Origin of the sequence: Saccharopolyspora halophila, assembly GCF_039531955.1 — a bacterium.
GTDB lineage: Bacteria > Actinomycetota > Actinomycetes > Mycobacteriales > Pseudonocardiaceae > Saccharopolyspora > Saccharopolyspora halophila.
This window is the reverse complement of record NZ_BAAARA010000024.1, coordinates 67,687-93,428: the sequence shown is the minus strand read 5'-3', so window position 1 is coordinate 93,428 and position 25,742 is coordinate 67,687. Positions and strand designations below refer to the sequence as shown.

Annotated in this window: 20 protein-coding genes; 11 read left to right on the top strand and 9 right to left on the bottom strand. The window is 69.3% G+C overall.

Going from position 1 to position 25,742, the window contains the following annotated elements; genetic code table 11:
* Positions 1-15 precede the first annotated feature (15 nt).
* The gene (locus ABD289_RS24290; RefSeq protein ID WP_344137633.1) at positions 16-1,035 is read left to right on the top strand and encodes a Gfo/Idh/MocA family protein; all 1,020 of its coding nucleotides are present in this window, start codon (positions 16-18) and stop codon (positions 1,033-1,035) included.
* Positions 1,032-1,514, top strand: coding sequence for a heme-degrading domain-containing protein (locus ABD289_RS24285; protein ID WP_344137630.1), 483 nt, complete (start codon positions 1,032-1,034; stop codon positions 1,512-1,514). The genes ABD289_RS24290 and ABD289_RS24285 overlap by 4 nt, the downstream gene beginning before the upstream one ends.
* 183 nt (positions 1,515-1,697) lie before the next feature.
* On the opposite strand, the gene ABD289_RS24280 is transcribed toward ABD289_RS24285, so the two are convergent.
* The gene (locus tag ABD289_RS24280; RefSeq protein WP_344137626.1) at positions 1,698-3,290 is read right to left on the bottom strand and encodes a glycoside hydrolase family 32 protein; all 1,593 of its coding nucleotides are present in this window, start codon (positions 3,288-3,290) and stop codon (positions 1,698-1,700) included.
* A gap of 450 nt (positions 3,291-3,740) precedes the next feature.
* Between ABD289_RS24280 and ABD289_RS24275 the strand changes: the two genes are divergently transcribed.
* Together ABD289_RS24275 and ABD289_RS24270 are read left to right on the top strand one after the other, a co-directional pair.
* Complete coding sequence (locus tag ABD289_RS24275; protein WP_344137623.1) at positions 3,741-4,502, top strand: DeoR/GlpR family DNA-binding transcription regulator; 762 nt, start codon at positions 3,741-3,743, stop codon at positions 4,500-4,502.
* Positions 4,503-4,632: 130 nt separating this feature from the next.
* Complete coding sequence (locus ABD289_RS24270; RefSeq protein WP_344137620.1) at positions 4,633-6,081, top strand: sugar porter family MFS transporter; 1,449 nt, start codon at positions 4,633-4,635, stop codon at positions 6,079-6,081.
* Positions 6,082-6,865: 784 nt separating this feature from the next.
* Here ABD289_RS24270 and ABD289_RS24265 read toward each other — a convergent pair.
* From ABD289_RS24265 to ABD289_RS24245, 5 genes are all read right to left on the bottom strand, one after another.
* The gene (locus ABD289_RS24265) at positions 6,866-7,852 is read right to left on the bottom strand and encodes a lipase family protein (protein ID WP_344137616.1); all 987 of its coding nucleotides are present in this window, start codon (positions 7,850-7,852) and stop codon (positions 6,866-6,868) included.
* A gap of 243 nt (positions 7,853-8,095) precedes the next feature.
* Positions 8,096-8,671, bottom strand: a complete 576-nt coding sequence (locus ABD289_RS24260; protein WP_344137613.1) for a DUF3156 family protein — start codon at positions 8,669-8,671, stop codon at positions 8,096-8,098.
* Complete coding sequence (locus ABD289_RS24255) at positions 8,668-10,050, bottom strand: APC family permease (protein WP_344137610.1); 1,383 nt, start codon at positions 10,048-10,050, stop codon at positions 8,668-8,670. Before ABD289_RS24255 ends, ABD289_RS24260 begins: the two co-directional genes overlap by 4 nt.
* A 183-nt stretch (positions 10,051-10,233) precedes the next feature.
* Positions 10,234-11,634: an aspartate aminotransferase family protein gene (locus ABD289_RS24250; protein WP_344137607.1), complete on the bottom strand. Its 1,401-nt coding sequence runs from the start codon at positions 11,632-11,634 to the stop codon at positions 10,234-10,236.
* A 62-nt stretch (positions 11,635-11,696) separates the two neighbouring features.
* Positions 11,697-13,172, bottom strand: a complete 1,476-nt coding sequence (locus tag ABD289_RS24245; protein WP_344137604.1) for an aldehyde dehydrogenase — start codon at positions 13,170-13,172, stop codon at positions 11,697-11,699.
* 115 nt (positions 13,173-13,287) lie between these two features.
* Here ABD289_RS24245 and ABD289_RS24240 point away from each other — a divergent pair, with 115 nt between their 5' ends.
* Positions 13,288-13,893, top strand: a complete 606-nt coding sequence (locus tag ABD289_RS24240) for a TetR/AcrR family transcriptional regulator (RefSeq protein ID WP_344137601.1) — start codon at positions 13,288-13,290, stop codon at positions 13,891-13,893.
* 73 nt (positions 13,894-13,966) lie between these two features.
* Positions 13,967-14,878 carry a LysR substrate-binding domain-containing protein gene (locus ABD289_RS24235; protein WP_344137598.1) on the top strand — a complete coding sequence of 304 codons (912 nt, stop codon included), beginning with the start codon at positions 13,967-13,969 and terminating at the stop codon, positions 14,876-14,878.
* A gap of 58 nt (positions 14,879-14,936) precedes the next feature.
* On the opposite strand, the gene ABD289_RS24230 is transcribed toward ABD289_RS24235, so the two are convergent.
* Complete coding sequence (locus tag ABD289_RS24230) at positions 14,937-16,184, bottom strand: flavin-containing monooxygenase (RefSeq protein WP_344137595.1); 1,248 nt, start codon at positions 16,182-16,184, stop codon at positions 14,937-14,939.
* A gap of 300 nt (positions 16,185-16,484) precedes the next feature.
* Between ABD289_RS24230 and ABD289_RS24225 the strand changes: the two genes are divergently transcribed.
* The 5 genes from ABD289_RS24225 to ABD289_RS24205 all read left to right on the top strand — a co-directional run bounded on the left by ABD289_RS24225 (position 16,485) and on the right by ABD289_RS24205 (position 21,745).
* Entirely contained in the window at positions 16,485-16,907 is a 423-nt protein-coding gene (locus ABD289_RS24225) for a RidA family protein (RefSeq protein ID WP_344137592.1), read from the top strand.
* Positions 16,904-17,581, top strand: a complete 678-nt coding sequence (locus ABD289_RS24220; protein ID WP_344137589.1) for a DUF1028 domain-containing protein — start codon at positions 16,904-16,906, stop codon at positions 17,579-17,581. Before ABD289_RS24225 ends, ABD289_RS24220 begins: the two co-directional genes overlap by 4 nt.
* Positions 17,578-18,708, top strand: coding sequence for a M20 family metallopeptidase (locus ABD289_RS24215; RefSeq protein WP_344137586.1), 1,131 nt, complete (start codon positions 17,578-17,580; stop codon positions 18,706-18,708). The genes ABD289_RS24220 and ABD289_RS24215 overlap by 4 nt, the downstream gene beginning before the upstream one ends.
* Positions 18,709-18,780: 72 nt before the next feature.
* Entirely contained in the window at positions 18,781-20,187 is a 1,407-nt protein-coding gene (locus ABD289_RS24210; protein ID WP_344137583.1) for an aspartate ammonia-lyase, read from the top strand.
* Between the two features lie 172 nt (positions 20,188-20,359).
* Complete coding sequence (locus ABD289_RS24205; RefSeq protein WP_344137580.1) at positions 20,360-21,745, top strand: MFS transporter; 1,386 nt, start codon at positions 20,360-20,362, stop codon at positions 21,743-21,745.
* A gap of 843 nt (positions 21,746-22,588) precedes the next feature.
* Here ABD289_RS24205 and ABD289_RS24200 read toward each other — a convergent pair.
* Together ABD289_RS24200 and ABD289_RS24195 are read right to left on the bottom strand one after the other, a co-directional pair.
* Complete coding sequence (locus tag ABD289_RS24200; RefSeq protein WP_344137578.1) at positions 22,589-24,085, bottom strand: aldehyde dehydrogenase family protein; 1,497 nt, start codon at positions 24,083-24,085, stop codon at positions 22,589-22,591.
* Positions 24,082-25,710 carry a GMC family oxidoreductase gene (locus ABD289_RS24195; RefSeq protein ID WP_344137575.1) on the bottom strand — a complete coding sequence of 543 codons (1,629 nt, stop codon included), beginning with the start codon at positions 25,708-25,710 and terminating at the stop codon, positions 24,082-24,084. The genes ABD289_RS24200 and ABD289_RS24195 overlap by 4 nt, the downstream gene beginning before the upstream one ends.
* Between the last annotated feature and the right edge of the window lie 32 nt (positions 25,711-25,742).

The window sequence follows — 25,742 nt, the reverse complement described above, 5'->3', positions numbered from 1 at the left end:
CGTAATTTCGCCGCCATGACCCTTCGGACTGGACTGCTCGGTTACGGGATCGCCGGGCGGGTTTTTCACGCGCCGCTGATCGAAGCGACGCCAGGCCTGGAGCTGTCGGCGATCGTCACGCGCGATGCCGAGCGCCGCGCGCACGCGCGGGCTGCTCATCCCGAGGCGCGGTTGCTCGACAGCGCTGCCGACCTGTTCGCCTCCGGGCTGGACCTGGTGGTGATCGCCACGCCGAACAGCACGCACGTCCGGTTCGCCCTGGAGGCGATCGACGCCGGCGTGCCGGTCGTGGTGGACAAGCCGTTCGCCGCGACGGCCGACGGCGCGCAGCGCGTCCTGAAAGCTGCTGAATCGTCCGGTGTTCCGCTGACCGTTTTCCAGAACCGTCGATGGGACAGCGATTTCCGCACCGTGCGCGCGCTGCTCGAGGAGGGCGCGCTGGGCGACGTCGCGCGGTTCGAGTCCCGCTTCGAGCGGTGGATGCCGGACGTCTGGGACAACTGGCGCGAGTTCGGCGCGCCCGAGGAGGCGGGTGGTGTCCTCTACGACCTCGGCGCGCATCTCGTCGACCAGGCCGTCGAGCTGTTCGGTCCGGTAGCGCGGGTGTACGCCGAAGTCGACTTGCGGCGCCCCGGCGTCGAGGTCGACGACGACGTGTTCGTGGCGCTGACCCACCGCAGCGGAGTCCGGTCGCACCTGTGGTGCAGTTCCACCGCCGCGCAGCACGGACCGCGGTTCCGCGTGCTGGGCTCCCGGTCGGCCTACGTCAGCGAGGGGCTGGACGGTCAGGAGGAAGCCCTGGCCGCAGGTCGCAGCCCCGAGGGCCTGCGCAACCCGGGGGCGCTGGGCGTGCTCGGCGAGACCGAGGTGGTGCCCGGGGAGCCGGGCGCGTACTCGAACTTCTACGCGCAGCTGGTGACCGCCCTGACCGAGGGCGGCCCGCTGCCCGTCGGCCCGGAATCGGCGGTTCGCGTGTTGGAGATCATCGAGGCGGCCTTCGAGTCGGCCCGCACCGGGGAGGTGGTCGCGGTATGAGCGCGGAACTGCTGGCGACGTTGGCTGCGGAGGAGGAACGGCTGCAGTTCACCCGGTTCGACAACGACGTGGCGCTGGCGTTGGGCACGTTCCTGCTGGAGGCCGCGCGGGAGCGGGAGCTGCCGGTGGTGGTCTCGGTGCGGCGCGGGCAGCAGCGGCTCTTCCACGCCGCGCTGCCCGGCACCGCGCCGGACAACGACGCGTGGATCGAGCGCAAGAGCCGCGTGGTGGACCGCTACGGGCACAGCTCCTACTACGTGGGCACCTCGTTCCGGGTGCGCGGCAAGACGTTCGAGGAGGCCTCCCGGCTCGACCCCGCCGAGTACGCGGCCCACGGAGGGGTGTTTCCGGTGATCGTGATCGGTGTCGGCCCGGTGGGCACGGTGGGGGTGTCCGGGCTTCCCCAAGCCGAGGACCACGCGTTCGTGGTCGAGCAGGTCGAAGCCTTCCTGGATTCGCGTGCGCAACGCACGACCTGAGGTGTCCGGGACGCCGACCGGAGGTTTGCCGAGGTGGCCCGCCGCACGCGGCGCCGCGCGGGCGGCGGGCCTACACCCACGAGATCCCCGCCTGAGCAGGACCGCCTGCCCCGCGCGGTTGGAAGAAGGCTCCCGATCGCGCGCCGGCGGCGCCGCCCGCGATCGGGCGATGCCGCCGGGTGATCACGCGTCGAGGTCGTAGATCTCCAGCGATCGCACCTCGACTCGGCCGCCCGCGGCGAACGCGCGGACCCGATCGCTTCCGGCGTCCGGGAAGACCAGGTCAGTGAGCACCGCCTGGCCGCGGTCGCCGAACACCTGCACGTTGGCCCGGTCGAGCACCACTCGGATCCGGAGGGTGTCTCCGGTCGGGGACACCGCCGCGGTGTGCCGCGCCGGGAACTCGGCGTGGACCGCCGTCTCACCGGAGGCGGTTCGGTCCACGAACAGCTCACCGGCGGTGAGGTCGTAGCCGATGCGGGTGCGGTGGGAGTCGTCGGCGAAGACGTCGAACCCGAACGAGGTCGCCGTCGCCCCTGCCAGCTGGAACTCGGCGACGACGTCGAGCACCGCGCCCGCGAACTCGGGGGCCCCGTCCTGCTCGGTGACCGCGCCGCTCCAGGTTCGCCGATTGCTGCGCGCCCTGGTCAGCTCGGCGACCGGCTGTTGCGCGAGCTGGGGGCCTGCTGCGGTGGAGATCAGCTCCAGCTGGCGCGGGACGGACATGCCGCCGCGCCACGGCGAGGTCGGGATGTCGGCGGCGTAGCTCCAGTTGCTCATCCAGCCCACCCACAACCGGCGGCCGTCCGGGACATCGGACCAGGAAACCGCGGCGTAGAAGTCGGCTCCTCCATCGACCCACCGCACGTCGCTGGGCGAGTCGTCCGCGTTGAAGGTGGTGCCGTCGAACTCGCCCAGGAAGTACTGCATGCCCGAGCCACCCGCCGGACCGCCGGGGTTGATGCTGACGATGAGCACCCACTTGCCGTTGTCGGGGTCGCCGTCCACGGGCAGCTGGAACAGGTCGGGGCATTCCCAGACACCGTCGTGCGAGCCGTGATTCGCGCCGAACTCGCTGAGCTGCTGCCAGTGCACGAGATCCGGTGAGTCGTAGAACCGGATGCGATCGCCCACGGCCAGCGACATGACCCACTTGCCGGTCGCCGCGTGCCAGAAGACCTTCGGATCGCGGAAGTCCGCCTCGCCGGAGTTGGGGATGACCGGGTTGCCCGCGTACTTGGTCCAGGTGCGGCCGCGGTCGTCGCTGTATGCCAGGCTCTGCTGCTGGGTATCGCCCGCACTGGTGTAGAGCGCGACCAGACCGGGGCGCCCGCCGAAGAAACCGCTGGTGTCGTGGTGGTCGACCACCGCGCAGCCGGAGAAGATGGCTCCCAGCTCATCGGGTTCCATCGCCACCGGCAGCTCGTCCCAGCGCACGAGGTCGGTGCTGACCGCGTGCCCCCAGGACATGTTGCCCCACTGGTCGCCGTACGGGTTGTGCTGGAAGAACAAGTGGTACTCGCCTCGGAAGTACACCATGCCGTTCGGGTCGTTCATCCAGTTGCGCTCCGGGGTGAAGCACACCGACGGCCGCCACTGCGGGGTCTCGTCAGCGGTCCCCGCCGCCCAGGCGCGGGTGTTCGCGGATAACGGCGGGAGGCCCGCCGCTCCGATGCCGACCAGGGCGCCGGCCCCGGCGAGGAAGTTGCGGCGCCCGAGAGCTCGTCGCTGGGGAGGACGCGGGTTGGTGGCGTCCCCGGTGCCGGAGTGCTGCATCGGTACCTCCTCGGTGTTCCTGCCGCCCGTTCGGGGAGGCGGGAGTTGGTGGTGTTGCCCTGCTGCGGGTCTCGGTACTGGTGGGGGTCGTCGGACGTGGCGCGCTCGCGGAGGGGCGCGTCGTGCCGGTGTTCTCAGGGCTGCGGTCGGGGGATGCAGGACATCCGGCGGGGACTCCGGGAAGCGCGTCGGAGTTCGCCGGGATCGAGTCCACCTCCCGCTGCGGTGCGGACCGGGATCGGCGAGCGAGGCCCACCTTGTCGATGCCCGGTTGTCTCCGGTCTGTGCTTGGTGATGACTGATTGTGCGAGTTGTTGACGGATTGTCAAGATCTCGGAAACGGCCGCGCGGTCTCCGCCGTCGCGAAACTGCCGCGTCCACGAGGCTTGACAACTGAGCAACAGCAGTCAAAATCAGGCAACATCAAAAGTGCACCGGAGGGAAACGGGCATGTACGGTGCGGAACGGCAACAGCTGCTCGCGCAGCAGGCGCGTTCGAACGGGCGGCTCGACGTCACCACCGCATCCGAGGAGTTCGGGGTGGCGCCCGAGACCATCCGGCGCGATCTGGCCGCTCTGGAGCGGCGAGGCCTGATCCGCCGGGTCTACGGCGGTGCGGTGCTGCTGGAGCGGTTGGACTTCGAACCCGGGGTCAACCAGCGCGACCGGACGCGCGCGGACGAGAAGGACCGGATCGCTCGCGCCGCGCTCGACCTGGTGCCCCAGCGCGGGACCGTGCTGCTCGACGCGGGTACCACGACCGGCCGCCTGGCGGCCCTGCTGCCGCAGGGGCGCGATCTGACCATCGTCACCAACTCGTTGTCCGCCGCGTCGCAGCTCGCCGGTCGCAACCACGCCAACCTGCACGTGCTGGGCGGTCGGGTCCGCGGCACGACGCTCGCGACGGTCGAGTCCTGGGCGCTGGAAGTCCTCGCCGGTTTGACCGTGGACATCGGGTTCTTCGGGACGAACGGGTTCTCCGCAGCGCGCGGGTGCACCACACCGGACACCGCCGAATCCGCGGTGAAGTCGGCGATGATCCGCGCGTGCCGACGCCGCGTGCTGCTCAGCGATCACAGCAAGTACGGCGACGACCAGTTCGCGCGATTCGCCGCCCTGGAGGAGATGGACGTGCTGGTGACCGACGACGGTCTCGACGAGCAGGCCGTGGCCGAGCTCAACGAGGCCGAGATCGAAGTGGTGCTCGCGTGACCGCGGTGGGGCGTCCGGCCCGCGTCGGCGCCCGAGTTCCAGTTCCCGCCGCACTCCGCCTGCTGCGGCGGAGCGCGACGTCCGAGCACGGCCTGGAGGCTCAGTCCCGTACGGAGGAAGGATTTCCGGCATGACGAATGCACCGACCCGGGCGGGTGGTCCCGCCCGCGGACATCTCGTGCTGCGCAGCGCCGTCATCGCGGCGCTCGGCGGCCTGCTGTTCGGCTTCGACACCGCGGTGATCTCGGGCACCACCGACGCGCTGCAGCGGGTGTTCTCGCTGAGCGCGGGCGGTCTGGGATTCACCGTCGCGACGGCCCTGATCGGCACCATCGTCGGCGCCGCGGCGACCGGTATCTGGAAACCGGCCGATCTGTTCGGGCGCAAGAAGGTCCTCTACGCGATCGGGATCCTCTACGTGGTGTCGGCTCTCGGCTCCGCGCTCGCACCCGAGTGGGTGTCGTTCATGGTGCTGCGCTTCGTCGGCGGCCTCGGCGTCGGCGCGGCCGCCGCGGTCGCACCGATCTACAACGCCGAGGTCTCCCCGCCCAAGATCCGCGGCCGGATGGTGGGGTTGTTCCAGTTCAACATCGTGCTGGGCATCCTGCTGGCCTACCTGTCGAACTACGTCGTGCTTCACCTGGCGCCCGAAGCGACGGCCTGGCGGTGGATGTTCGGCATCGAGGCGCTGCCCGCGCTCGCGTTCGTGCTCCTGCTGGTGCTGGTGCCGGAGAGCCCGCGGTGGCTCATGAAGGTGGGACGGGTCGCCGAAGCCGATCGCGTGATCGCGGCTCTCACCGCCGGCCCGGACGAGGCGCGCGAGGTCCACGAGGAGATCGCCGAGGCGATCGAGACCGACGGTGCGGAGAGCGGCGCGAAGTTCTTCACGCGCTCCCATCGCAAGGTCATCCTGCTCGCGTTCGCGATCGCGGCGTTCAACCAGCTCTCCGGGATCAACGCGGTCCTCTACTACGCGCCTTCGATCTTCGCCTCCGCTGGAATGGGGGAGAGCGCCTCGTTCCTCAGCAGCGGCGGGGTCGGTGCGATCAACCTGATCTCGACGATGCTCGCGCTCCTGGTGATCGACCGGTTCGGACGGCGCAAGCTGATGCTCGTCGGGTCCTTCGGCTACCTGGTCACCCTGGGCCTTCTCGCGGCGATCTTCCTCAGCCACCGGGATGGGTTCTCCGGCGCGGCCAGCCTGCTCGTCGTGGTAGTGGTGATGCTGTTCGTCGCCGCGCACGCTTTCGGGCAGGGCGCGGTCATCTGGGTCTTCATCTCGGAGATCTTCCCGATCTCGATCCGAGCTCGCGGGCAGGCCTTCGGCTCGCTGGTCCACTGGGGGTTCGCGGCCGCCATCTCCTGGATCTTCCCGCTGCTGGCCGAGGTCGTCGGCGGCGGGATGGCCTTCGCCTTCTTCTTCGCGTGCATGATCGGCCAGCTCGTCTGGGTGCTGCTGATGATGCCCGAGACCAAGGGCGTTCCGCTGGAGAAGCTGCAGGGCGTGCTCGGCGTGCACGACGGCGCGGAGGACACGCCGCGGTACCCGGCCGATCCCACTCGCTCCCACGAGGACTGAAGACCCGTCGATGTCGGATCGGTGAGCACACCGATTCGAGGCGACGAGGTTGCGGGAACGGGGCTTGCGGCCCGGCGGGCGGTTGCCGGGCCGCAAGGCCTCAGGGGTGCTGGTCGTGGTGGTCGGTGACGCGGCCGATCCACGGATGAAATCGCGGGTTGGACCGGTTGTACCGCTCGTCACCGAGGCGAAGACCGTGATCGCTGATCGTGATCTTCAGTCCAGCTGGAACCCGTTCGAGCTGTTCGAGGAGAGCCAGCCCCTTCCCGATCTTCGAGCGCGACAACGAAAGCTGCGCGGCCAGCTGCGAGGCTGTTTGAGTCCCGTTGACCAGGAGCGATGTCAGGACTCGCGGCTGGTGAGCGTTTTCCGGTCGCACCGGCGATCCACGTCGCCAACGAGGCGCGGCGCTCCACCAGCTGACCGACTGAGGACACAGACCGCTGACACCCCCGAGGCAGGGGTGCGTGCCGTGCCGCGTCAGCCCCTACCTCGAGGGTGCGCAACCGTCGGTAGACGGTGCAGGCCCCACTCGGCCTAGACGGGGAATTCTTAGGTGTCGCACATCAACCCGTCCGCTGATGCAATTGACCGCCTCCGCGGTGAATACAGCACCTTCGGAATAGGTGCACTGCGCCAGTTTCCCGGAACGAACTCCGCGGGAACCTGCGTTCTCGGGGGTTCCGGGCCAGGTGGCGGGTTTGATGGCACCATTGAGTCTCGCCAGCAGCGGTTCTAGTGTGGCGACGATCCCGGTGCGCGGAAGAGCGCGAGATCCCCTGCATCAGCACATGATTAACCACCCACCCACAAGATAACCGGATTCCGAGACATCATTCAGGTGAGTCGGGAGCCTGCCGTCAGTGGCATTTCTGCGCGTGCTCCAATCCTGGGTGCGGCGCTTCGCGTGCGCCCCCGGAGCTATCTCCGGGGGCGAGGTACGCGGGTGATCAGGAGAGGTTCTTCTCCACCAGATCGACGTAGTGGTCGATGAAGTGGTCCCGCACGCCGTCGGTGCCCGGAGCGAGAGGGTCACTGGTGAGGCCCTTGATGCCATCGGCGAATCCGCCGGTGAAGCTGGGCTTCTCGCGCAGGACGCCGTCGCTGTCGAAGTACCGCACGTCGTCGACGTGGTGGAACGCCGGCTCCGGCGGCACCGTGTGACGACGTCGTTGTTGTTGACGAAGCGGAAGACCCTCGAAGCGAACGCCTCGTTGTACGGTGCGGCCAGCAACCGGTCGCAGGTGCGCGGCTGTCCGAAGGTGTACACCCCGTCGGGCAGCAGATTCGGGTTCTCGAAGTGCATCCGTGCCGACGCCAGCATGGCCAGCGCGCCTCCGAGGCTGTGCCCGGTGATCCACAGTGTCTGCTCGTTGTCCAGCAGCTTCTGCACGGACTCCTTCACCTGCGGGTAGATCGAATCCAGTGCCCGGCTGAATCCGTCGTGTACGAATCCCTTGCCCGCGGGTCCCGGCGTGGCCAACGCGTCGGCGTCGGACAGCCAATCCTTGATGTTCGCCGGTTCGGTTCCCCGGAATGCCACGATGATCATCTTGTCGCTGCCCGCGACGAACGCCTGCGTGTCCTCGATCGGGAACGACGCGTCCAGTTTGGTGTGGAAGAACTCGCACCGGTCGAGCCCCCACTGGCGGGTCGTCTCGCGAACCTCAGCTTCGTCCGAGTAGGCGAGCTTGGCCGCCCTGACCAGCCAGTACACGTGGGAGAGCTGGTAATCGGTCACCGTCTGGTCCAGTTCGTACACCGTTGCCATCTCGTCTGTCACCTCTGCAGCTAGGGACTCATTTGAACGCCGCAGTGCGCTGCGGTAGCACCGCAACGATGGCAACGAATGCTCCAGGAGCCCCGGAAGATCACCGTAAAGAATGGTGAGACTGGCACGCTTCAGCGACCAAGCGTCAGAAGTTGGCTGGTCCGTTGTCCTCTGCCGCGAGGCCCGCGACGCCGCCGTTGCTGACCGGCGCGTTGCGGAGATCGCGTGGGGATTTCCTTGCGGTCAGGTGGTTGACCGCTCGGGTGTGCTGCGGAGGGCCGTGGAGACTGCTCGCGCTATGCGCACAACTATCCCCGCTTCCGCTGCGGTGAGGGTGCTGATGTAGTGGAGCGGTGGGAGCAGGAGCCGTACCTGGCTACCGGCGTAGGGTTCGATGCGAACCTGCCAGGTCTTGCTGTGCGGGAACCAGTGGAGGCTGCATTCGACCAGGTCGACGGAGCTCACGAGATCGCTCGTGGCTTGTGCGCAGGGTTCGTGGTTCAGAGCGTGGATGACTCCTGCCGCACCGGGGGCGCCGCTCCATCGGAACGTGCCGTGCCTGCGGTTGCGCACCTCCAGCCGGAGCTCGCACGGTTCATCCGGTCCATCGGCCATGATCTCCGCGACGGCGCGGAGCTGGTGAATGCGCGCAAAGAGGTAGCGCTGGGTGCGGTATTGAAGCGCGAGGGTGACACCGGGCGCGCGGACCTCGAGCGCGTGGTCCCCGGTCTCGACGCTGCAACCGGCCTGGCCGAAGGGGGACGCCTGCTGCTGCAGGGAACGCGCGGCGAGGTCGTTCATCCCGCGCCCGGTGGTCAACGCGTCGCTCCAGTCTGCTGGTCCTCGCCCGAATCCAGCGGAGTCGGGGAGAAGAACGGCTCCTTCTTGACCAGCTTGAGCCAGATGACGGCGTAGCCGACGATCAGCGCCGTGCAGATGCCGGCGCCGGCCCAGATCGTCGCGCGCGTGGCGGGATCCGGGTGGATCCCGATGATCATCCAGACGCACGCGCCGATGCCGAGCACCTGCGGGAGCGGGAACAGCGGGGAGCGGAACGGACGCGCGGCCGACGGGTAGCGGCGGCGCAGCACGATGACGTCGATCTGGGCGAGGATGTACGAGGCCAGCCACATGACGGTCGCCACCAGCACGAGGTCGAGGATCGCGTCGCTGTCGGCGATCGTGACCAGCGATCCGACGATGATCGCGGTGACGGCCAGTACCGATACCCACGGTGTGTGGAACCGGGGGTGCACCCAGGCGAACGCCCGCGGGAGCATCCCCTTTCGGGCGAGCCCGTAGAGCATGCGGGGCACGGCCGCCAGGATCGCCGATACCGAGCTCGCCGATGCCAGGACGGTCGCAGCGGTGAGCACGACCAGCCCGGTGCGTCCGGCGATGCCCTCGGCGGCCAGCAGGTGCGGGGTCGAGGAGCTCGCGAGCTCATCGAGTCCCACGTAGCGCAGCGCGGCGAATCCGAAGGCCATGTCCACCAGGTAGACGATCACCAGGCCGGTGATCATCGCTCGCGGGATGATCCGGCCCGGGTTCCGGATCTCCTCGCTCATCGGGCAGATGAACTCGATGCCGATGAACAGGTACGCGCCAATCGCCACGAGCTGCGTCACGCCCGCCCATCCGGCGGGGTTGGCGGGTGCCGGATTCGGCAGCGGGTCGCCACCCCCGAGACCGAGCAACCCCAGCGCGCCGAACCCGATGAGGACGACGATCATCAAGCCCGTCACCACGACCTGGGCTCGACCGAATGATTTGACGCCGACCAGGTTGACGGCGGTGAACGCCAGGGTGAGCCCTACCGCGAACGCGGTGGGGGAGAGACCGGGGACGAGGTGCTCGGCGGCGAGCCCGGAGACCACGAGTTCCGCCGGTTCGACCGTGGCCACCAGCACGATGTAGCCGGCGAGCACCCCGAAGATGGCCGGACCGCGCCCCAGGGCGGGCGCGGTGTAGTCCCCGATCATCCCGGCACCGGGGATCAGCGTCGCCAGCTCCGAGTACGAGAACGCGATCAGCGTGGTGATGACCAGGGCTGCGAATCCCGCGACGGCGAACATCGGGCCGCCGAGCCCGAAGGCGTTGCCCAGCGAGGTCAGGGTGGTGGCCGCGACCACGAGGCCGATGCCGGTGACGAGGGCGCCCCAGAAGCCCAGGGCGCGTTGCAGATGTGGTTGGGACATGGGAAGCCTTTCGATCTGCCTGGCCGCGCGGCCGGATTTCAGGACATCTGGAGGGCGGTGCTCGGGCGGGCCCGCTACCGGATCCCACCGGTTCGAGCCCACCCAGCCCGGGGACGTCGCGAACGACATCGCGATCGCGTCGGACCGCGGGGCGGTCCGGCTACCCGCGACGCTCGCGCCCGGTCACCGGATCCCGGCCGATGCGGTGGCGCGGCTGAGGGTCTGCTCGACCAGTCCGACCAACTCGTCGATCGCAGCAGCATCGGCGATCAGCGGCGGCGAGAGCTGCAGCAGCGGATTGCCCTCGGAATCCACGGCGAGGCGGCACAACACGCCCGCTTCGGCAGCGGCCGGGGCCAGGTGCCCGTTGACGAACTCGGTCGCGTCGAGCTGTTCCGCCGCCCAGGACTTCGCGGCGGGATCGGTGACCAGCTCCAGGCTGCGGTGGTAGCCGTCACCGCGGATGTCGCCGACGATCGGATTCGCGCGCAGCCGTTCGAGTTCGGTGGCGAACGTCGCGCTGGTGGCCCGGACGTTGCCCAGCACGTCCAACCGGCGCATGATCTCCAGGTTGGCCAGCGCGGCGGCGCAGGCGACCGGGTGCCCGCCGTAGGTGAGCGCGTGGTTGTACATCCCGGCCGGTCCATCGAGGACGGTCTCGATGATCCGGTCGTCGGCGATCAGCCCGCCCAGCGGGACGTAGGCCGAGGCGATCCCCTTGGCGAAGGTGATGATGTCGGGCTGGAACCCGTAGTGGATCGAGCCGAACCACTCGCCGAGCCTGCCGAATCCGGTGATCACCTCGTCGGCGATCAGCAGGATCCCGTGCCGGTCGCAGAGTTCGCGCACGCCCTGGAAGTAGCCCGCGGGCGGGGTGAGGCTCCCACCGGCGTTCTGCAACGGCTCCAGGACGATGGCCGCGATGGTGTCCGCGCCCTCCTGCTGGATCAGCGCGTCGAGCTCGGCCAGGAGGAACGCGGTGAACTCCTTCTCGGTCTCCTGGTCGGGCCGCCGGTACCGCTTGGTGTTCGACACGTGCCGGACACCGGACATGAGCGGTTCGAACATCTTGCGGACCTGCACCATGCCGTTGAGCGACATGGCTCCGAAGCTGGTGCCGTGGTACGCGACCCGGCGGGCGATGAACTTCCGCCGGGAGTGCTCGCCCCGGCTGATGTGGTACTGCCGGGCGAGCTTGATCGCGGCTTCATTGGACTCCGAGCCGCTGGAGGTCAGGAAGACCCGGTTCAGGTCGCCGGGGGCGAGCTCGGCGAGTTCCGCGGCCAGCTTCGCCGCGGGCGGGTGTGCGACGCTCCAGGTGGTCTGGAAGGGGAGTTCGCTCATCTGCCGGGCGACGGCCTCGCCGACCTCGGCCCCGTGCGAGTAGCCCAGCTGGGTGCAGAACAGCCCGGCGAGCCCGTCGAAGTACCGCTTGCCCGATTCGTCGTAGACGTAGCAGCCCTCGCCTCGGGCGAAGATCGGCAGGGTCTCGTCGCGATACCTCGTCGCCGGGGTGAAGTTCATGACCAGGTGGCGCTTCGCCAGCTCTTCGACGGTGGCGGTCGCGCTCGATTCCGCGGACATGGTGCTCCCCAATTCTCTTCGGTGTTGGTCAGGTGCGTTGCGGCGGCTCGAAGGCACGTTCGTCAGTACTTGATCCACGTGGTCTTCAGACCGGTGAACTTCTCGATCGCGTGCGCGGACAGATCGCGCCCGAAGCCCGACTGGCCGAAGCCCCCGAACGGGGTCAGCGGGCTCAGCGCGTCGACGTTGTTGACCGAGACGGTTCCCGCGCGCAGCGCATCGGAGACGCGCATGGAGCGGGAGAGGTCCGCGGTCCAGACCGAGGCGGCCAGGCCGTAGCTGCTGTCGTTGGCCAGCCGGATCGCGTGCGCCTCGTCGTCGAAGGCGGTCACGCAGAGCACGGGCCCGAAGATCTCCTCGCGCTCGATGCGCGAGCCCGGCGCCACCTCGTCGAAGACCGTCGGTTCCACGAAGCAGTCGCGCCGTCCTCCGCCGGTGACCAGCTCGGCTTCGCGCGCGCCTTCCTCGATGTAGCCGGCCACCCGTTCGGCGTGCGCGACATCGACCACCGGGCCCATCGGGCTCGCGGGGTCGAGCGGGTCGCCGGGCCTGTAGTCGGCGGCCCGCTTCGCGATCCTGGCCACGAGGTCGTCCTTGATCTCGCGGGCGACGAGCAGGCGCGAGTTCGCCGAGCAGACCTCGCCCTGGTTGAAGAAGATCCCCGCGCAGGCCGCTTCGGCAGCTGCGTCCAGGTCGGCGCAGTCGGCGAAGACGAGGTTGGGGCTCTTGCCGCCGCACTCCGGCCACACCTGCTTGAGGTTGGATTCGGCCGCGTAGCCCAGGAACAGCTTGCCCACCTCGGTCGAGCCGGTGAAGGCGATGCAGTCGACGTCCGGGTGCAGGCCGAGCGCGCGTCCAGCGGTCTCGCCGCGGCCCGGGATCACGTTGAGAGCTCCATCGGGCAGCCCGGCTTCGGCGGCCAGCTCGGCGAGCCGCAGCGCCGACAGCGGGGACTGCTCGGCCGGCTTGAGCACCACCGAGTTCCCGGCGGCCAGGGCGGGCGCCACTTTCCAGGTGGCCATGTCGAGCGGGAAGTTCCACGGCACGACCGCGCCGACGACGCCGAGCGGGACGCGGCGCACCAGGGCCAGATCTCCCGCGCCGGTCGGTGCGATCTCGCCGTAATCCTTGTCGATCGCCTCGGCGTACCAGCGGAACAGGCCGGCCGCTCCGGGCACGTCGATCTCGTGCGCATCCGTGACGAGCTTGCCCATGTCCAGCGAGTCGAGCAGCGCGAGTTCCGCGCTGTGCTGCTCGATGAGATCGGCCAGGCGCAGGAGCACCTGCTTGCGCTCGGCGGGACTGGCGCACGACCAGGTCCCGGATTCGAAGCGCTCGCGGGCTGCGGCCACGGCGGCGTCGACGTCGGCGGGACCGCACTCGGCGACATCGGCGAGGGTGCGACCGGTCGCGGGGTCGACGGTCGGGAAGGTGCCGCCCTCGAGCGCTGCGGTGAAACGGCCCCCGATGAACGCGGAATCGCGCGGGGCGATGCCCGCGGCCGCCGCGCGCCACTGCTCGTGGGTGAACGTTGGCATGGCTCTCCTTTGAGCTGAGCAACTTTGAACACTGATTCAAATATTCGGCAAAGACGCATGTCAATAGTTGGATAGCGATTGAAAAATCTGAAACAACGGATCAATAATGGTGGACGTGACGCGCACGAGGACACAGCAGGCACGACGGGAGCAGTTCATCGACGCCGCTCTGCGGGCGATCAACGAGCGGGGGCGCGACAACGTCCGCATCCGAGATATCGCCGCAGCGGCGGGCGTCTCGCCGGGGTCGGTGCTCTACCACTACCCGGAGCTGGCGGAGCTGATGTTCGACGTGCACCGCACGGTGGCCGACCGCTTCTACCACCACCGGGTCGACACCGTCGACGCGGCTGAGGACGCCGAGCTCAAGCTCGCCGCGGCGATCGAGACCGGTCTGCCGACCGGGCAGGACGACGAGGTCGCCAGCGCGCTCTACGAGATGCACGGGCTCGCCGACCGCAGTTCCGAGCACGCAGCGCTCATGACTGGCTTGTACGACCGCGAGGTCGCGCTCTACGCTGCGGTGCTGGAAATCGGCCGCGCGACGGGCCGGTTCACGCTTTCCCGGCCGGTGCGCGAGATCGCTGCGACGTTGGTCGCGCTGGAGGACGGACTCGGGTTGCACCTGATCAGCAACAACACCTCCGTCGAGCGCAGCACCGCCAAGCACCTGCTCGCCGAGTGCGCGCGGCAGGCCACCGGCTGCGCGACCATCCCATGATCCGGCGCGCATCCGATGGGCGCCCGCAACGACCCGCGTGCCGAAACCCCGGCGCGCGAGGCAGGATGGCTCCATGAACGAGCCCGCCTTCACGCTGGTGCAGCTGCGCTACTTCGAGGCCGCGGCACGGCACCTCAGCATGACCGCTGCCTCGAACGAGCTCGTGGTGTCGCAGTCGGCCGTTTCGACCGCGATCGCGCAGCTGGAGAAGGAGATGGGGGTGCAGTTCCTGCTGCGCCACCACGCCCGAGGGCTCAGCTTGACCACCGCCGGCGAAGCGTTCTACAAGCGGGTGCTGGACTTCCTGGCGCACGGTGCTGAGCTGGTCGAGACGGCCCGGCAGTCGGGAGCCGAGCTGGTGGGGACGCTGACGGTCGGCTGCTTCGCCACGCTCGCGCCGTTCCGGCTACCAGGTCTGCTCGCGGAGTTCGAAGCCCGGCACCCGCAGGTCCAGCTGTCGCTGCGCGAAGGCGAGCACCACGCGCTGAAGTCGGCGCTGCGCTCCGGCGAAACTGAGCTCGCCCTGCTGTACGGGTACGACCTTGACGACGACATCGACCGCGAGGTCGTGGGCACGGTGCCGCCGTACGTCATCGTCGGGGAGGACCACCGGCTCGCGCAGCGGAAGAGCCGCGAGGTGTCCCTCCAGGACCTGGCCGACGAGCCGATGGTGCTGCTCGACCTGCCGCACAGCCGGGATTACTTGCGGTCGATCCTCAGCGACGCGGGCGTGGAACCGAGGGTTCGGCACCGGACGTCCGGATTCGAGACCGTCCGCGCGTTCGTCGCGCGCGGTCACGGTTTCGCGCTCCTCAACCAGCGCCCGGAATTCGAAACCACCTACTCGGGCGCGCGTGCCGTGGCGCTCACGCTGACCGACGACGTCCGGCCGCTGGAGATCGTCGTCGCCTCGATGCGCGGGGTCCGCCTCACCCGACGGGCGCAGGAGTTCCGGGAGCTGTGCCGCGGGCTCTACGCCCGCTGAACGTCGTCGCGGCCGGGAAAGGCGACTCGCCTTTCCCGGCCGCGAACCGGTCGGCAGGTCAGAGCGCGCGGCCGAGGTAGGCGCGTTGGATCGCGATCTGGTCGGCCACGAACTTGGCGTCGTGCCACACCCCCCAGATGAAGCTCGATCCGCGGTGCGCCAGCCAGGGCAGCCCGAGGAAGTAGACGCCGGGTTCGGAGGACACGCCGCGACGGTGCTCGGGCTTGCCGTTCTCGTCGAACGCGTCGACCTGGAGCCAGTCGTAGTCGACGGCGTAGCCGGTGGCCCAGACGATCGAGCTGACCCCTGCGGCGGCGAGATCGAGTTCCAGGGTCGGGTCGGTCACGCAAGCGGGATCCGCCCCCAAGACGCGGGCGCCGGGTTCTTCCGGGAGGTCCAGGCCGTTCCGCTCGACGAAGGCGTCGGCTTCGTCGAGCAGCGCGAGGTAGTTCGCGTCCCCGTTCGCGATGTTGGTTCCGAGGTCCGGGGCGAAGCGGAGGGTCCCCCGGTCGAACTCGCTGGTCATCCCGACGAGTTCGATGCCGAGTTGGGCGAGCGCGCGGAAGTCGACGGTGTGCCCGCCGCGTGCTCCGCTGACGGCGATGGTGACGTGCTCGGCTCCCGACGGCGGCGTCTCGGCGCTCCACTTCCCGAGCACGCCGAGCCACCAGCAGAAGTCGTGTCCGCGGTACCGGCGGGGCGGTCGATCGTGGGGACCGACCGAAAGGTGCACGGACCGCCCCGACCGGCGGAGCTCTTCGGCGATCTGCACCCCTGACGAGCCGGCGCCGACCACGAGCACGGCTCCGTCGGGCAGCTGCTCCGGATTGCGGTAGTCGCTCGAGTGGATCTGGACCGGACCGGCGCCCCGGGGCACGATCGGCGGTATCACGGGGCGCTGGAACGGCCCGGTCGCCGCGATGACGAAACGGGAATCGATGGTGCCGTCCGAGGTTTCCACGCGAAAGCCGCGTCGTCCCGCGCGCCTCCGGACGGACGTCACCTCGACACCGGTCCGGATCGGCGCGGCGATCTTCTCCGCGTAAGTCTCGAAGTAGCCCGCGATCTGGTCCTTCGAGGCGAAGGCGTCGGGAGCCAGATCGACGAACTCCAGGCCGGGGAAGCGGTCGTGCCACGCGGGACCGTTCGCGACCAGCGAGTCCCACCGCTCCGAACGCCAGCGCTCGGCGATGCGGTCGCGTTCGAGCACGAGGTGCTGCACGCCGCAGTTGCTCAGGTGTTCGCTCATCGCCAGGCCGGCCTGGCCCCCGCCCACGACGAGGGCCTCCACCTCTTGGATCGACATCCAGACCTCCACTCCGGGGCGCGAACCGTTCGGGCCGGTCGCGCCTCTCTGCGTCTCACTGGATCCTTGCCGCCGGCCAGATCCTGTGTCCAACAGATGTTTTTGGAGCTCGAGATCTGATTTTTCGATGCAAAGTCTGCTCGGGCGGCGGATCGATTCGGGGTCGGGCCGCGCCGCGTATCAGAATTTTCGATGCATTGGTACTGAAACATCTACTGGACAGAAGTCGGGTGGCGGGGACAGGGTGAGCTCGGTAGGCCGCCGATCCGTCCGAGAACTCCCACCAGGAAAGGCCACGACGTGACTGTTCATCGCCGCATACGCCCGTTCAACACGCGCGACACCTATCCCGAGCAGAACCTCGACAACGACCTCTGCCAGGCAGTCGTCGCCAACGGCACGGTCTACGTCCGCGGTCAGATCGGGCAGGACCTCGACACCAGCGAATCGGTGGGCATCGGTGACGCCGCCGCCCAGGCCGAGCAGGCCATGGTCAACATCAACACGCTGCTCGAAGAAGCGGGCAGCCGGATGGAGCACCTGGTCAAGCTCACCATCTACCTCATCGACCCCCGGTACCGCGAGGACGTCTACCGCACCGTCGGTAGCTGGACCAGGGGCGTGCACCCGATCTCGACCGGCGTGGTGGTCTCCGCGCTCGCGCGGCCGGAATGGCTGTGCGAGATCGACGCGATCGCAGTGATCCCGAAGGAGGAGCAGTGACGTTCTCGATCGTGGCCCGCGATACCTCCGGCGGCGCAATGCGGTTCGGCATGGCGGCCAGCTCCTCCAGCCCAGCCGTCGCCGCGCGCGTCGCGCACCTCAGGCCCGGTGTCGGTGCCGCGGCTTCGCAGAACATCACCGACCCGCGGCTCGGCGGTCGCCTCCTCGACCGGCTCGCCGGGCACGGTGACGCCGCGCGAGCTCTCGACGAGGTGACGTCCGCGGACGACATCGAGTACCGGCAGCTGACCGCGCTGGGCCGGACCGGGCCGGGCGTCGCCTACAGCGGTGCCCGCACGCTGGGCACCCACGGCTCCGCCGTCGCCGACGGCGTCGTGGTGGCGGGCAACATGCTCGCGGGCGAGCACATCCCGCGGTCCATCGTCGCGGCGTTCACCTCGACGTCCGGAGAGCTGGAGCAGCGGCTCGTCGCCGCTCTGCGAGCGGGTCTGGATGCCGGGGGAGAGGAAGGGCCGGTCCACTCCGCGGGGCTCGTGGTGGTGTCCGATGTGGATTGGCCGATTACCGACCTCCGGGTGGACTGGGCCGAGGACCCGATCGGCCAGCTCGCCGAACTGGTCGACGTGTGGCTCCCGCAGCGCGACGACTACGTCACCCGCGGACTCCACCCGGGTTCCGCGCCTTCCTACGGCGTGCCGGGCGACGAGTCGTGACCGCGCTGAAAACCGCAGCCCGCACCGCGATCGAACGACACTCCGGTGAGCTGGTCCGCCTGTCGGAACGCTTGCACGCCGATCCCGAGACCGCGTGGGAGGAGCACCGCGCCGCCGCGGCGGTCCCGGATCTGCTCGACCGCGCCGGATTCGCGGTCACACCGGCCTACCTCGGCTTGGAGACGGCGTTCCACGCGAGCTTCGGCACCGGTCCCAGGCGCATCGCGTTGTGCGCCGAGTACGACGCGCTGCCCGGCCTCGGCCACGCCTGCGGCCACAACCTCATCGCGGCCGGTTCGGTGGGCGCCGCGCTCGGGCTGGCCGCCGTCGCCGACGACATCGGGGCGACCGTGGAGGTCTACGGCACGCCGGCCGAGGAAGGCGGTGGTGGGAAGATCGAGCTGCTCGAACGCGGTGCGTTCGCCGGTGTGGACCTGGCGATGATGGTGCACCCGGCGCCCGTGGACGTCGCCGAGGCGCGGCCGTTCGCCGTCAGCCACTCGCAGATCTCCTACACCGGAACCTCCGCGCACGCCGCGGCCTACCCCGAAGCGGGCGTCAACGCCGCCGACGCGTTCACCGTCGCCCAGGTCGCGATCGGCCTGCTGCGCCAGCACATCCCCGCCTCGGCGAGGGTGCACGGCATCGTGACGCACGCGGGCGACGCGCCGAACGCGGTTCCCGAGCGCGCTACCGGCCGCTGGTACGTGCGCGCCGAGACCCTCGCGGAGCTGGCCGAGCTGGAACCGCGAGTGCTGCGCGCCTTCGAAGCCGGTGCGCTGGCCACGGGCTGCGAGCTGACCGTCGAGCCGGAGAGCAAGCCCTACGCCGAGTTCCGCGCCGACGAGGCGGCGCTGGCGGCCTACCGCTCCAACGCCTTGCGCCTGGGGCGCGAATTCGCCCCGGACGGCACGGCATCGCGCATGAATCGCGCCTCCACGGACATGGGCAACGTCTCCCAGGTGGTACCGGCGATCCACCCCTACATCGGCGTCGGTTCGCTGCCTGCGATCAACCATCAGCGCGAGTTCGCCGCGCACTGCGTCGGTGGCATCGCCGAACGAGCCCTGCTGGACGGCGCGATCGCGCTGGCGTGGACCGGAGTGGATCGAGCGACGGGACCCTGACTGCGCTCACTCCCCGGGCCGAATCCACCGCCGGTCCGCATTCCCCATTCACACCTTTCCGGGAGGACGACGATGTCCCTCGCCTCGACCCGCACCGAGCACGACATGCTCGGCGAGATCAGCGTGCCCGCGGAGGCTTACTACGGGGCCCACACCGCGCGCGCCCTCGTCAACTTCCCCATCACGCGGGAAACCCTCGCCGACCGACATCACCTCGTGGTAGCGCTGGCAACGGTCAAGCAAGCCGCGGCGACGACCAACGCCGAGCTCGGCGCGCTCGACCGGGCCAGGGCCGAGGCCATCGTGAAGGCCTGCACCGAGATCAGGAGCCGCAGGCTGCACGACCAGTTCGTCGTCGACCTGATCCAAGGCGGCGCCGGGACCTCGACGAACATGAACGCCAACGAGGTCATCGCCAACCGCGCGCTGGAACTGCTCGGGCACGAGCGGGGAGAGCACTGCGCGCTTCATCCGCTCGACCACGTCAACCTCGGGCAGAGCACCAACGACGTCTACCCCACGGCGGTCAAGATCGCGCTCGACAGCCACCTCGGCGAGCTGCTAGCGGTGCTCGCCGGACTGCGCGAGGCGCTGGCAGCCAAGGCGACCGAGTTCGCCGACGTGATCAAGATGGGGCGCACCCAGCTGCAGGACGCCGTGCCGATGACCTCGGGCCAGGAGTTCGCCGCGTTCGCGGCCACGCTCGGCGAGGACGAGCAGCGCCTCGCCGAGGCCCGGTCGCTGCTGCACGAGCTCAACCTCGGCGGCACCGCGATCGGCACCGAGCTCAACGCCCGTCCCGGCTACCGGGAGCTCGCGATCGCGCACCTGCGCGACCTGACCGGCATCCCGACGCTCGTCTCCGCGCCCGACCTCGTCGAAGCGACCCAGGACGTTGGCGTCTTCGTGCAGCTCTCCGGCGTGCTGAAACGTGTCGCGGTCAAGCTGTCCAAGATCTGCAACGACCTGAGGCTGCTGTCCTCGGGCCCGCAGGCCGGGCTCGGCGAGATCACGCTGCCAGTTCGGCAAGCCGGTTCGTCGATCATGCCCGGCAAGGTCAACCCCGTCATCCCCGAGGTGGTCAACCAGGTCGCCTTCGAGGTCATGGGAAACGACGTCACGGTCACCCTCGCCGCGGAGGGCGGGCAGCTGCAGCTCAACGCCTTCGAACCGATCATCGTCCGAGCCCTGACCTCCGGGCTCGATCACCTCACCTCCGCGATCGGTGTGCTCACCGAGCACTGCGTTCGCGGCATCACCGCCCGCCGGGAAAGCCTGGCGGACACCGTTGCCACCTCCGTCGGTCTGGTGACGGCGCTGAGTCCCGCCCTCGGGCACGAAACGGCGTGCACCATCGCGCTGGAGGCGCACCGAACGGGCCGGCCCGCGCTGGAGCTGGTGCGGGAACGACAGCTGCTGACCGAGGAGCAACTCGGCGCGCTGACCACACCGGAGGCTCTCACCGGTGGGCCCGGTTGATGACGGACTGCGCGGTGAAGTCGCTGTTTCAGGCTCATCAGGCCCGCATTTCGTACCAGGTCAGCACTTCTGCATCTGCCTGACAGATGCATTGCTTTGATTATTTCTTCTTGTTAGATGCCGCAGCTCGCTTCTAGCGTCATCACGAAAGCCGGTCCGAGGAGGCCACCCAATGACCGCACATGAATCCGATTCCGGCGGGGAACTGACCGACGCGATGGCTGATCCCGCGACGCTGCGCCGGAGCGTCGCAGCAGGCGCGGTCGGCGTGTTCGTGCACTGGTTCGACTGGGCCGCCTACGCCTACCTCGCGAGCACGATCGCGGCGGTGTTCTTCCCCGCCGGGGATGCGACCGCTGGGCTCCTCGCCGTGTTCGGCGTCTTCGCGGTGTCGTTCGGCATCCGTCCCATCGGAGCACTGGTCTTCGGGCCGCTCGGTGACCGGATCGGGCGCAAGCGCACGTTGTCGGTCGTCATCTTCGTGATGTCCGGTGCCACGCTCGCCATCGGGTTGCTGCCCGGCTACTCGAGCATCGGGATCGCCGCGCCGCTCCTGCTGGTCCTCCTGCGCCTGCTGCAGGGCTTCGCCGCTGGTGGGGAGTTCGGCAGTGCCGCGAGCTTCCTCGCCGAGTACGCCCCGCGGCGTCGCCGCGGGTTCGGCGTCAGCTGGCTCGAAGTCGGTTCTCTGCTGGGCTTCCTCGCCGGCTCGTTCGTCTTCCTGTTGCTGTCGGTGGGCCTCTCGGAGGAGCAGCTCTCCACCTGGGGCTGGCGGATTCCCTTCCTCATCGCAGCACCGCTGGGCGTCATCGGATTCGTCATCCGCAACAAGATCGAGGACACCCCGGAGTACCGCGCTCTCGAAGCGACCGACAACGTGCCCCGCAGCCCCGTGCGCGAGCTCCTCCGCAACAACACCAGGCAGCTGCTCCAGGTCGCCGGTCTGATGACGATGATGCACGTCCCGTTCTACGCCGTGCTCACCTACCTGGTCACCTACGAGACCGACTACCTCGGTCACTCCTCCGGCAGCGCGGCGGCCCTGTCCACGGCCATCTCCCTCCTCGGGCTGGCCCTCGTCCCGGTGTTCGGCCACCTGTCCGACCGCCTCGGCAGAAGGCCGGTCCTGATCGGAGCGGGCATCGCGCTGTTCGTCATCGCAACACCCGCGTACATGCTGATGCGCACGGGCGTGGTGGGCACCTGGGTCGGCGGGCTCGCGCTGGGGGTCGTGCTCGCCGCGATTCTGGGCACCTACGCGGTGTGGTCGGCCGAGGTCTTCCCGACCCGAACCCGTCAGGGCGGCCTGTCCATCGCCTACAACCTCACCGCCGCCCTGTTCGCGGGCACGGTCCCGTACCTGATGACGGTGCTGATCGCGCTCACCGGCAGCACGCTCGTGCCCGGCCCCTACCTCATGGTCGCTGCCGTGATCGGCCTGATCGCGGCCTTCTCCCTGCGCGAAACCGCGGGCGATCCGCTGCTGCAGGACGAGGACCTCGCCGGCGAGCCCACCCGCGGCACGGCGACGGATGCGGTGTCGCCCGAGAACTCTCGCTGAGGTGACCAGCGCCGCGGAACGAGTGCGAGTGGACACGGCCACTCGCACTCGGTGCCGAGCTGAACGAAGACATGAACCCTCCACCCCTCATCATGCGCCCTGGCCACCAACTCCACGGCCAGTTGCTCCAGGCCCGTGACGGGCAGGTCACGCGCACATCCCGGCTCGTCCGTCCACAACGGCACGCAGGTGGGAGGTCATCCGGGCCGTGGATTCGGCTCCGAGCACCACAACCCGATCTCGCGGTCGGCGCGCAGCCGCCATTCCGAGGCGAACCCGTGCGCTGCGAGCGAATCCGCCGGTGAGTGCGGCGGGGAGGCCGAAACGCCCACGTGCTTGATCACCACCATCAGCAGCCGTCCCTCCGGCGAACTTCCGAGGACCTGGTTCGCTTCCTCGGCGACCGCGGGTCATCGCCGTGCTCCTCGAGCAGGCTGTCCAGCACCGCCCGTCGTTGCTCGCTGTCTCGCGCGCCTCTTCGAGGAGCGCGCCCAGCAGCTCACCCGGTGTGACGAGGTCGGTGGCCGCGCAGATCTCGTCCTTGGCGACCAGCGCGTCCCGCAACCGCAGGCCAGTTCCGGCAAGCGGCTCGTCAGCCGGGTCGCGAGCTGACGAGCCGCGGCTGACGGGGCCACTCCTGACCCCGACGGCGACGTCGGGGTCACCGCATCTGCCTCTCGGCTGCGCACCATTCGCGAGGTGCTCGGCCATCCCTCTTCTGCTGCGCGGTGGTTGGGGCAGCGGTGCCGGTCGGTCAGCGGTCGTCCGTCGAGGGCGGCGCTGCTGTCGAAGCTGGTCACCAGGCGGGTTTCGACGGCGGGTTGCCGCCGCCGGGTCGCGCCGTCAGTGCCGACCGTGCAGCAGGGTCATGATCTTCGTGGCCAGCGAGTCGGTCTTCGCGGTGCGGCCGAACGTCGTCAGCGCGAGCGGGGGAGTGAACCGCTGTCGCGCGGTGGAGCGGGCGAAGCTGAACTCGCGCAGACCGTCCGGCCCGTGGATGCGGCCGAAGCCGGAGTCGCCCACCCCGCCGAATGGCAGCGACGGGAGTTGCGGGTAGTTGAACACGGCGTTGACGGCGACCATGCCGCACCGCAGCCGGTCCGCGATCTCAGTGCCGCGCTTCTTCGAGAACACCGCGGCGCCCAGGCCGTAGGTGGTGGCGTTGGTGCGTTTGACGGCCTCGTCCATGTCACCGACCCTGCTGACGGTCAGCATGGGCCCGAACGTCTCCTCAGTGACGGCCGGGGAGTCCTCCGGCACATCGGTCAGCACGCAGGGCTGCACCAGGCTTCCGTCGATGGCATCGGCTCCGCCGAGGACGGCCCGGCCTCCTCGGCGGAGGACGTCGTTGATGTGCCTGCGGATGGTCTCGATCTGCGAGGGCAAGGTAATCGGGCCGATCGTGGCATCCGGGTCCGTTCCTGCCCGCTGCCCGCGCGCGACGGTGACCAGCTTCTCGAGGAACGCGTCGTGGACGTCGGTGTGCACGTAGACGCGTTCGGTGCCGATGCAGGACTGGCCGGCGTTGGCCATCCCCGCCCACGCGGCCGCGTCGGCGGCGGCGTCGAGGTCGGCGTCGGAGTCGACGAGCAGCGCGTCCGTGCCGCCGCACTCGGCGACGATCGGGGTCAGGGTCTCGGCGCAGCTGGCCATCACCTTCTTCGCCGTCGTCGTCGAGCCGGTGAAGGCCATCTTGTTCACGCCGGAGGCGCACAGGGCAGCGCCGGTGGATCCGTCGCCGGTGATCAGCTGGAAGACCGGGTGCTCGGGAACGACCTGGGCGAAGGCGTCGACCAGCCAGGAACCCGTTCCTGGTGTGAACTCGCTGGGCTTGAACACAACGGCGTTGCCGGCGGCCAGTGCGTAGACGATCGAACCGAGCGGTGTGAACACCGGGTAGTTCCACGGGCCGATCACGCCGATGACGCCCAGCGGCCGGTACTCCACGCTCGCCGCCTGGTTGGCCGTGAGCAAGCTGACCCCGGCTCTTCTCCTGCCGAGCACCTTGGGAGCGTGCTTGGCCGCCCATGCGATGTGGTCGAGCGACAGGGACGCCTCGAGCACGGCGTCGGAGTGCGGTTTGCCCGTCTCCTCGTGCATGATTCCGGCCAGCTGCGCCAGGCGCCGGGCGATGATGCCGCGGAAGCGGTCCAGCCGCTCGGCCCGTTCCCGGAAGGTCAGCCCTGCCCACCAGTCGGCGGCAACCCGGGCACGTGCCACGGTTGCTGCGACATCCTCGTCGGTGTGCATCGGGAACGACCCCACCAGGTCGCCGTTCCCAGGGCTGCGGACCTCGAAGGTGCCTGCCTCCGCTTGCTCGTTCCGAACGCTGATCGTCATCGGGCGCCCTCCTTCGTCTTGGCCGTCGCAGCGTGTGTCGGGCCGTGGCCGGTGATGAGGTCGGCGGCCTTCTCGCCGACCATGATCGTGGGTGCGTTGGTGTTGCCGCGCGGGATGCGCGGCATGATCGACGCGTCGGCGACTCGCAGGTTCTCGATTCCGTGCACGCGCAGCTCCGGGTCGACGACGGCCTTCGCGCCGGTGCCCATGGCGCAGGTGCCGACCGGGTGGTAGAGCGTCTGCGTCCATTCCTGGACGAACCGCTGAAGCGCCGCGTCGCCGTGGTCGGTGATCGGCGGGTGCCGACTGTCGATGTACTTCGCCAGCGGTGAGTGCGCGGCGATCTCGTGCGCTTGCCGCAGCCCGGCGAGCATCGCCGTCAGGTCGGCCGGATCGGTGAAGTAGCCCGGATCGATCTCGGGTTTCCAGCGCGGGTCGGCGGAGCGGAGCCGCAGTTGCCCGCGGCTGCGCACGTCAACCAGCGTCGCGCCCGTGGTGAACATCCGCTCAATCGCTTCGTTCAGGCCGTTGTCGTAGAAGCCGGTGCCCACTACGTGGAACTGCATGTCCGGGCCTTCCAGCCCGTCGCGAGTAGCGACGAACCCTCCGCCCTCGCCGATGTTGGACACCAGCGGACCGCGCCCGAGTGCCTGCCACTGCATCAGCCGCGCCGGGTTGTTGTGGTCCGCGGCGATGTCGGTGGTCCCCTTGGTCCGCCACACGATCGGGCAAACCGGGTGGTCGTGCAGGTTCTGCCCCACTCCGGGGAGGTCGACCGCCACGTCGACGCCGATCTGTCGCAGGTGGTCGGCGGGGCCGATGCCGGACAGCATCAGCAACTGCGGGCTGTTGATCGCGCCACCGGAGAGGACCACCTCGCCGTCGGCGAGAGCGGTGTGTTCCCGCCCGCCCTTGAGGTAGGTGACTCCGGTCGCGCGGTCGCCGGTCAACACCAGCCGCGTGACCTGCGCGCCGGTGCGGACTTTCAGATTCCGGCGTGCCTCGACCGGTCGCAGGTACGCGTCTGCGGTGGACCAGCGGCGGCCCCGCTTGCACGTCACCTGGTAGCGGCCAACGCCGTACTGGTCGGCGCCGTTGACGTCATCGTTGGCGGACAGCCCGGAGTTGACGGCGGCGGCGATCCACGCGTCGGTCAGCTCGTGGGTGAACCGGCGATCTTCCACGTGCAGGGGGCCATCGGCTCCGTGGAACTCACTGGCTCCCCGGGTGTTGTTCTCGGCTTTGATGAAGTACGGCAGCACGTCCTCGTAGCCCCAGCCGGTCGCGCCGAAGTCGCGTCGCCAGCCGTCGTAGTCGGCGCGGTTGCCCCGGATGTAGATCATGGCGTTCATCGAGGAGCAGCCGCCGAGCGCCTTCATGCGCGGCCAGAACGCGCGCTTTCCCCCCAGGCCGGGTTGCGGGGTGGTCTGGTAGTGCCAGTCCCACTTGGTCTTGAAAAGCCCGGGGAATGCCGCGGGGATCTTGATCTCGTCCGCGTCATCGGTAGGCCCTGCCTCCAGCAGCAGCACCGACACCGATGGATCTTCGGAAAGCCGGTTCGCCAACACGGCTCCCGCACTGCCCGCCCCTACGACGATGTAGTCGACCGATTCCCGATCGCTCACGACTGGCCTCCACGTGCTGTTCAGCAGATGTT

Excerpts from the sequence above, each read along its gene's own strand:
- ABD289_RS24265 (WP_344137616.1), bottom strand. The coding sequence starts at position 7,852 with ATGGCAACGGTGTACGAACTGGACCAGACGGTGACCGATTACCAGCTC.
- ABD289_RS24280 (WP_344137626.1), bottom strand. The coding sequence starts at position 3,290 with ATGCAGCACTCCGGCACCGGGGACGCCACCAACCCGCGTCCTCCCCAG.
- ABD289_RS24200 (WP_344137578.1), bottom strand. The coding sequence starts at position 24,085 with ATGACGATCAGCGTTCGGAACGAGCAAGCGGAGGCAGGCACCTTCGAG.
- ABD289_RS24235 (WP_344137598.1), top strand. The coding sequence starts at position 13,967 with ATGAACGAGCCCGCCTTCACGCTGGTGCAGCTGCGCTACTTCGAGGCC.
- ABD289_RS24275 (WP_344137623.1), top strand. The coding sequence starts at position 3,741 with ATGTACGGTGCGGAACGGCAACAGCTGCTCGCGCAGCAGGCGCGTTCG.
- ABD289_RS24250 (WP_344137607.1), bottom strand. The coding sequence starts at position 11,634 with ATGTCCGCGGAATCGAGCGCGACCGCCACCGTCGAAGAGCTGGCGAAG.
- ABD289_RS24270 (WP_344137620.1), top strand. The coding sequence starts at position 4,633 with ATGACGAATGCACCGACCCGGGCGGGTGGTCCCGCCCGCGGACATCTC.
- ABD289_RS24255 (WP_344137610.1), bottom strand. The coding sequence starts at position 10,050 with ATGTCCCAACCACATCTGCAACGCGCCCTGGGCTTCTGGGGCGCCCTC.
- ABD289_RS24285 (WP_344137630.1), top strand. The coding sequence starts at position 1,032 with ATGAGCGCGGAACTGCTGGCGACGTTGGCTGCGGAGGAGGAACGGCTG.
- ABD289_RS24205 (WP_344137580.1), top strand. The coding sequence starts at position 20,360 with ATGACCGCACATGAATCCGATTCCGGCGGGGAACTGACCGACGCGATG.
- ABD289_RS24210 (WP_344137583.1), top strand. The coding sequence starts at position 18,781 with ATGTCCCTCGCCTCGACCCGCACCGAGCACGACATGCTCGGCGAGATC.
- ABD289_RS24230 (WP_344137595.1), bottom strand. The coding sequence starts at position 16,184 with ATGTCGATCCAAGAGGTGGAGGCCCTCGTCGTGGGCGGGGGCCAGGCC.
- ABD289_RS24245 (WP_344137604.1), bottom strand. The coding sequence starts at position 13,172 with ATGCCAACGTTCACCCACGAGCAGTGGCGCGCGGCGGCCGCGGGCATC.
- ABD289_RS24290 (WP_344137633.1), top strand. The coding sequence starts at position 16 with ATGACCCTTCGGACTGGACTGCTCGGTTACGGGATCGCCGGGCGGGTT.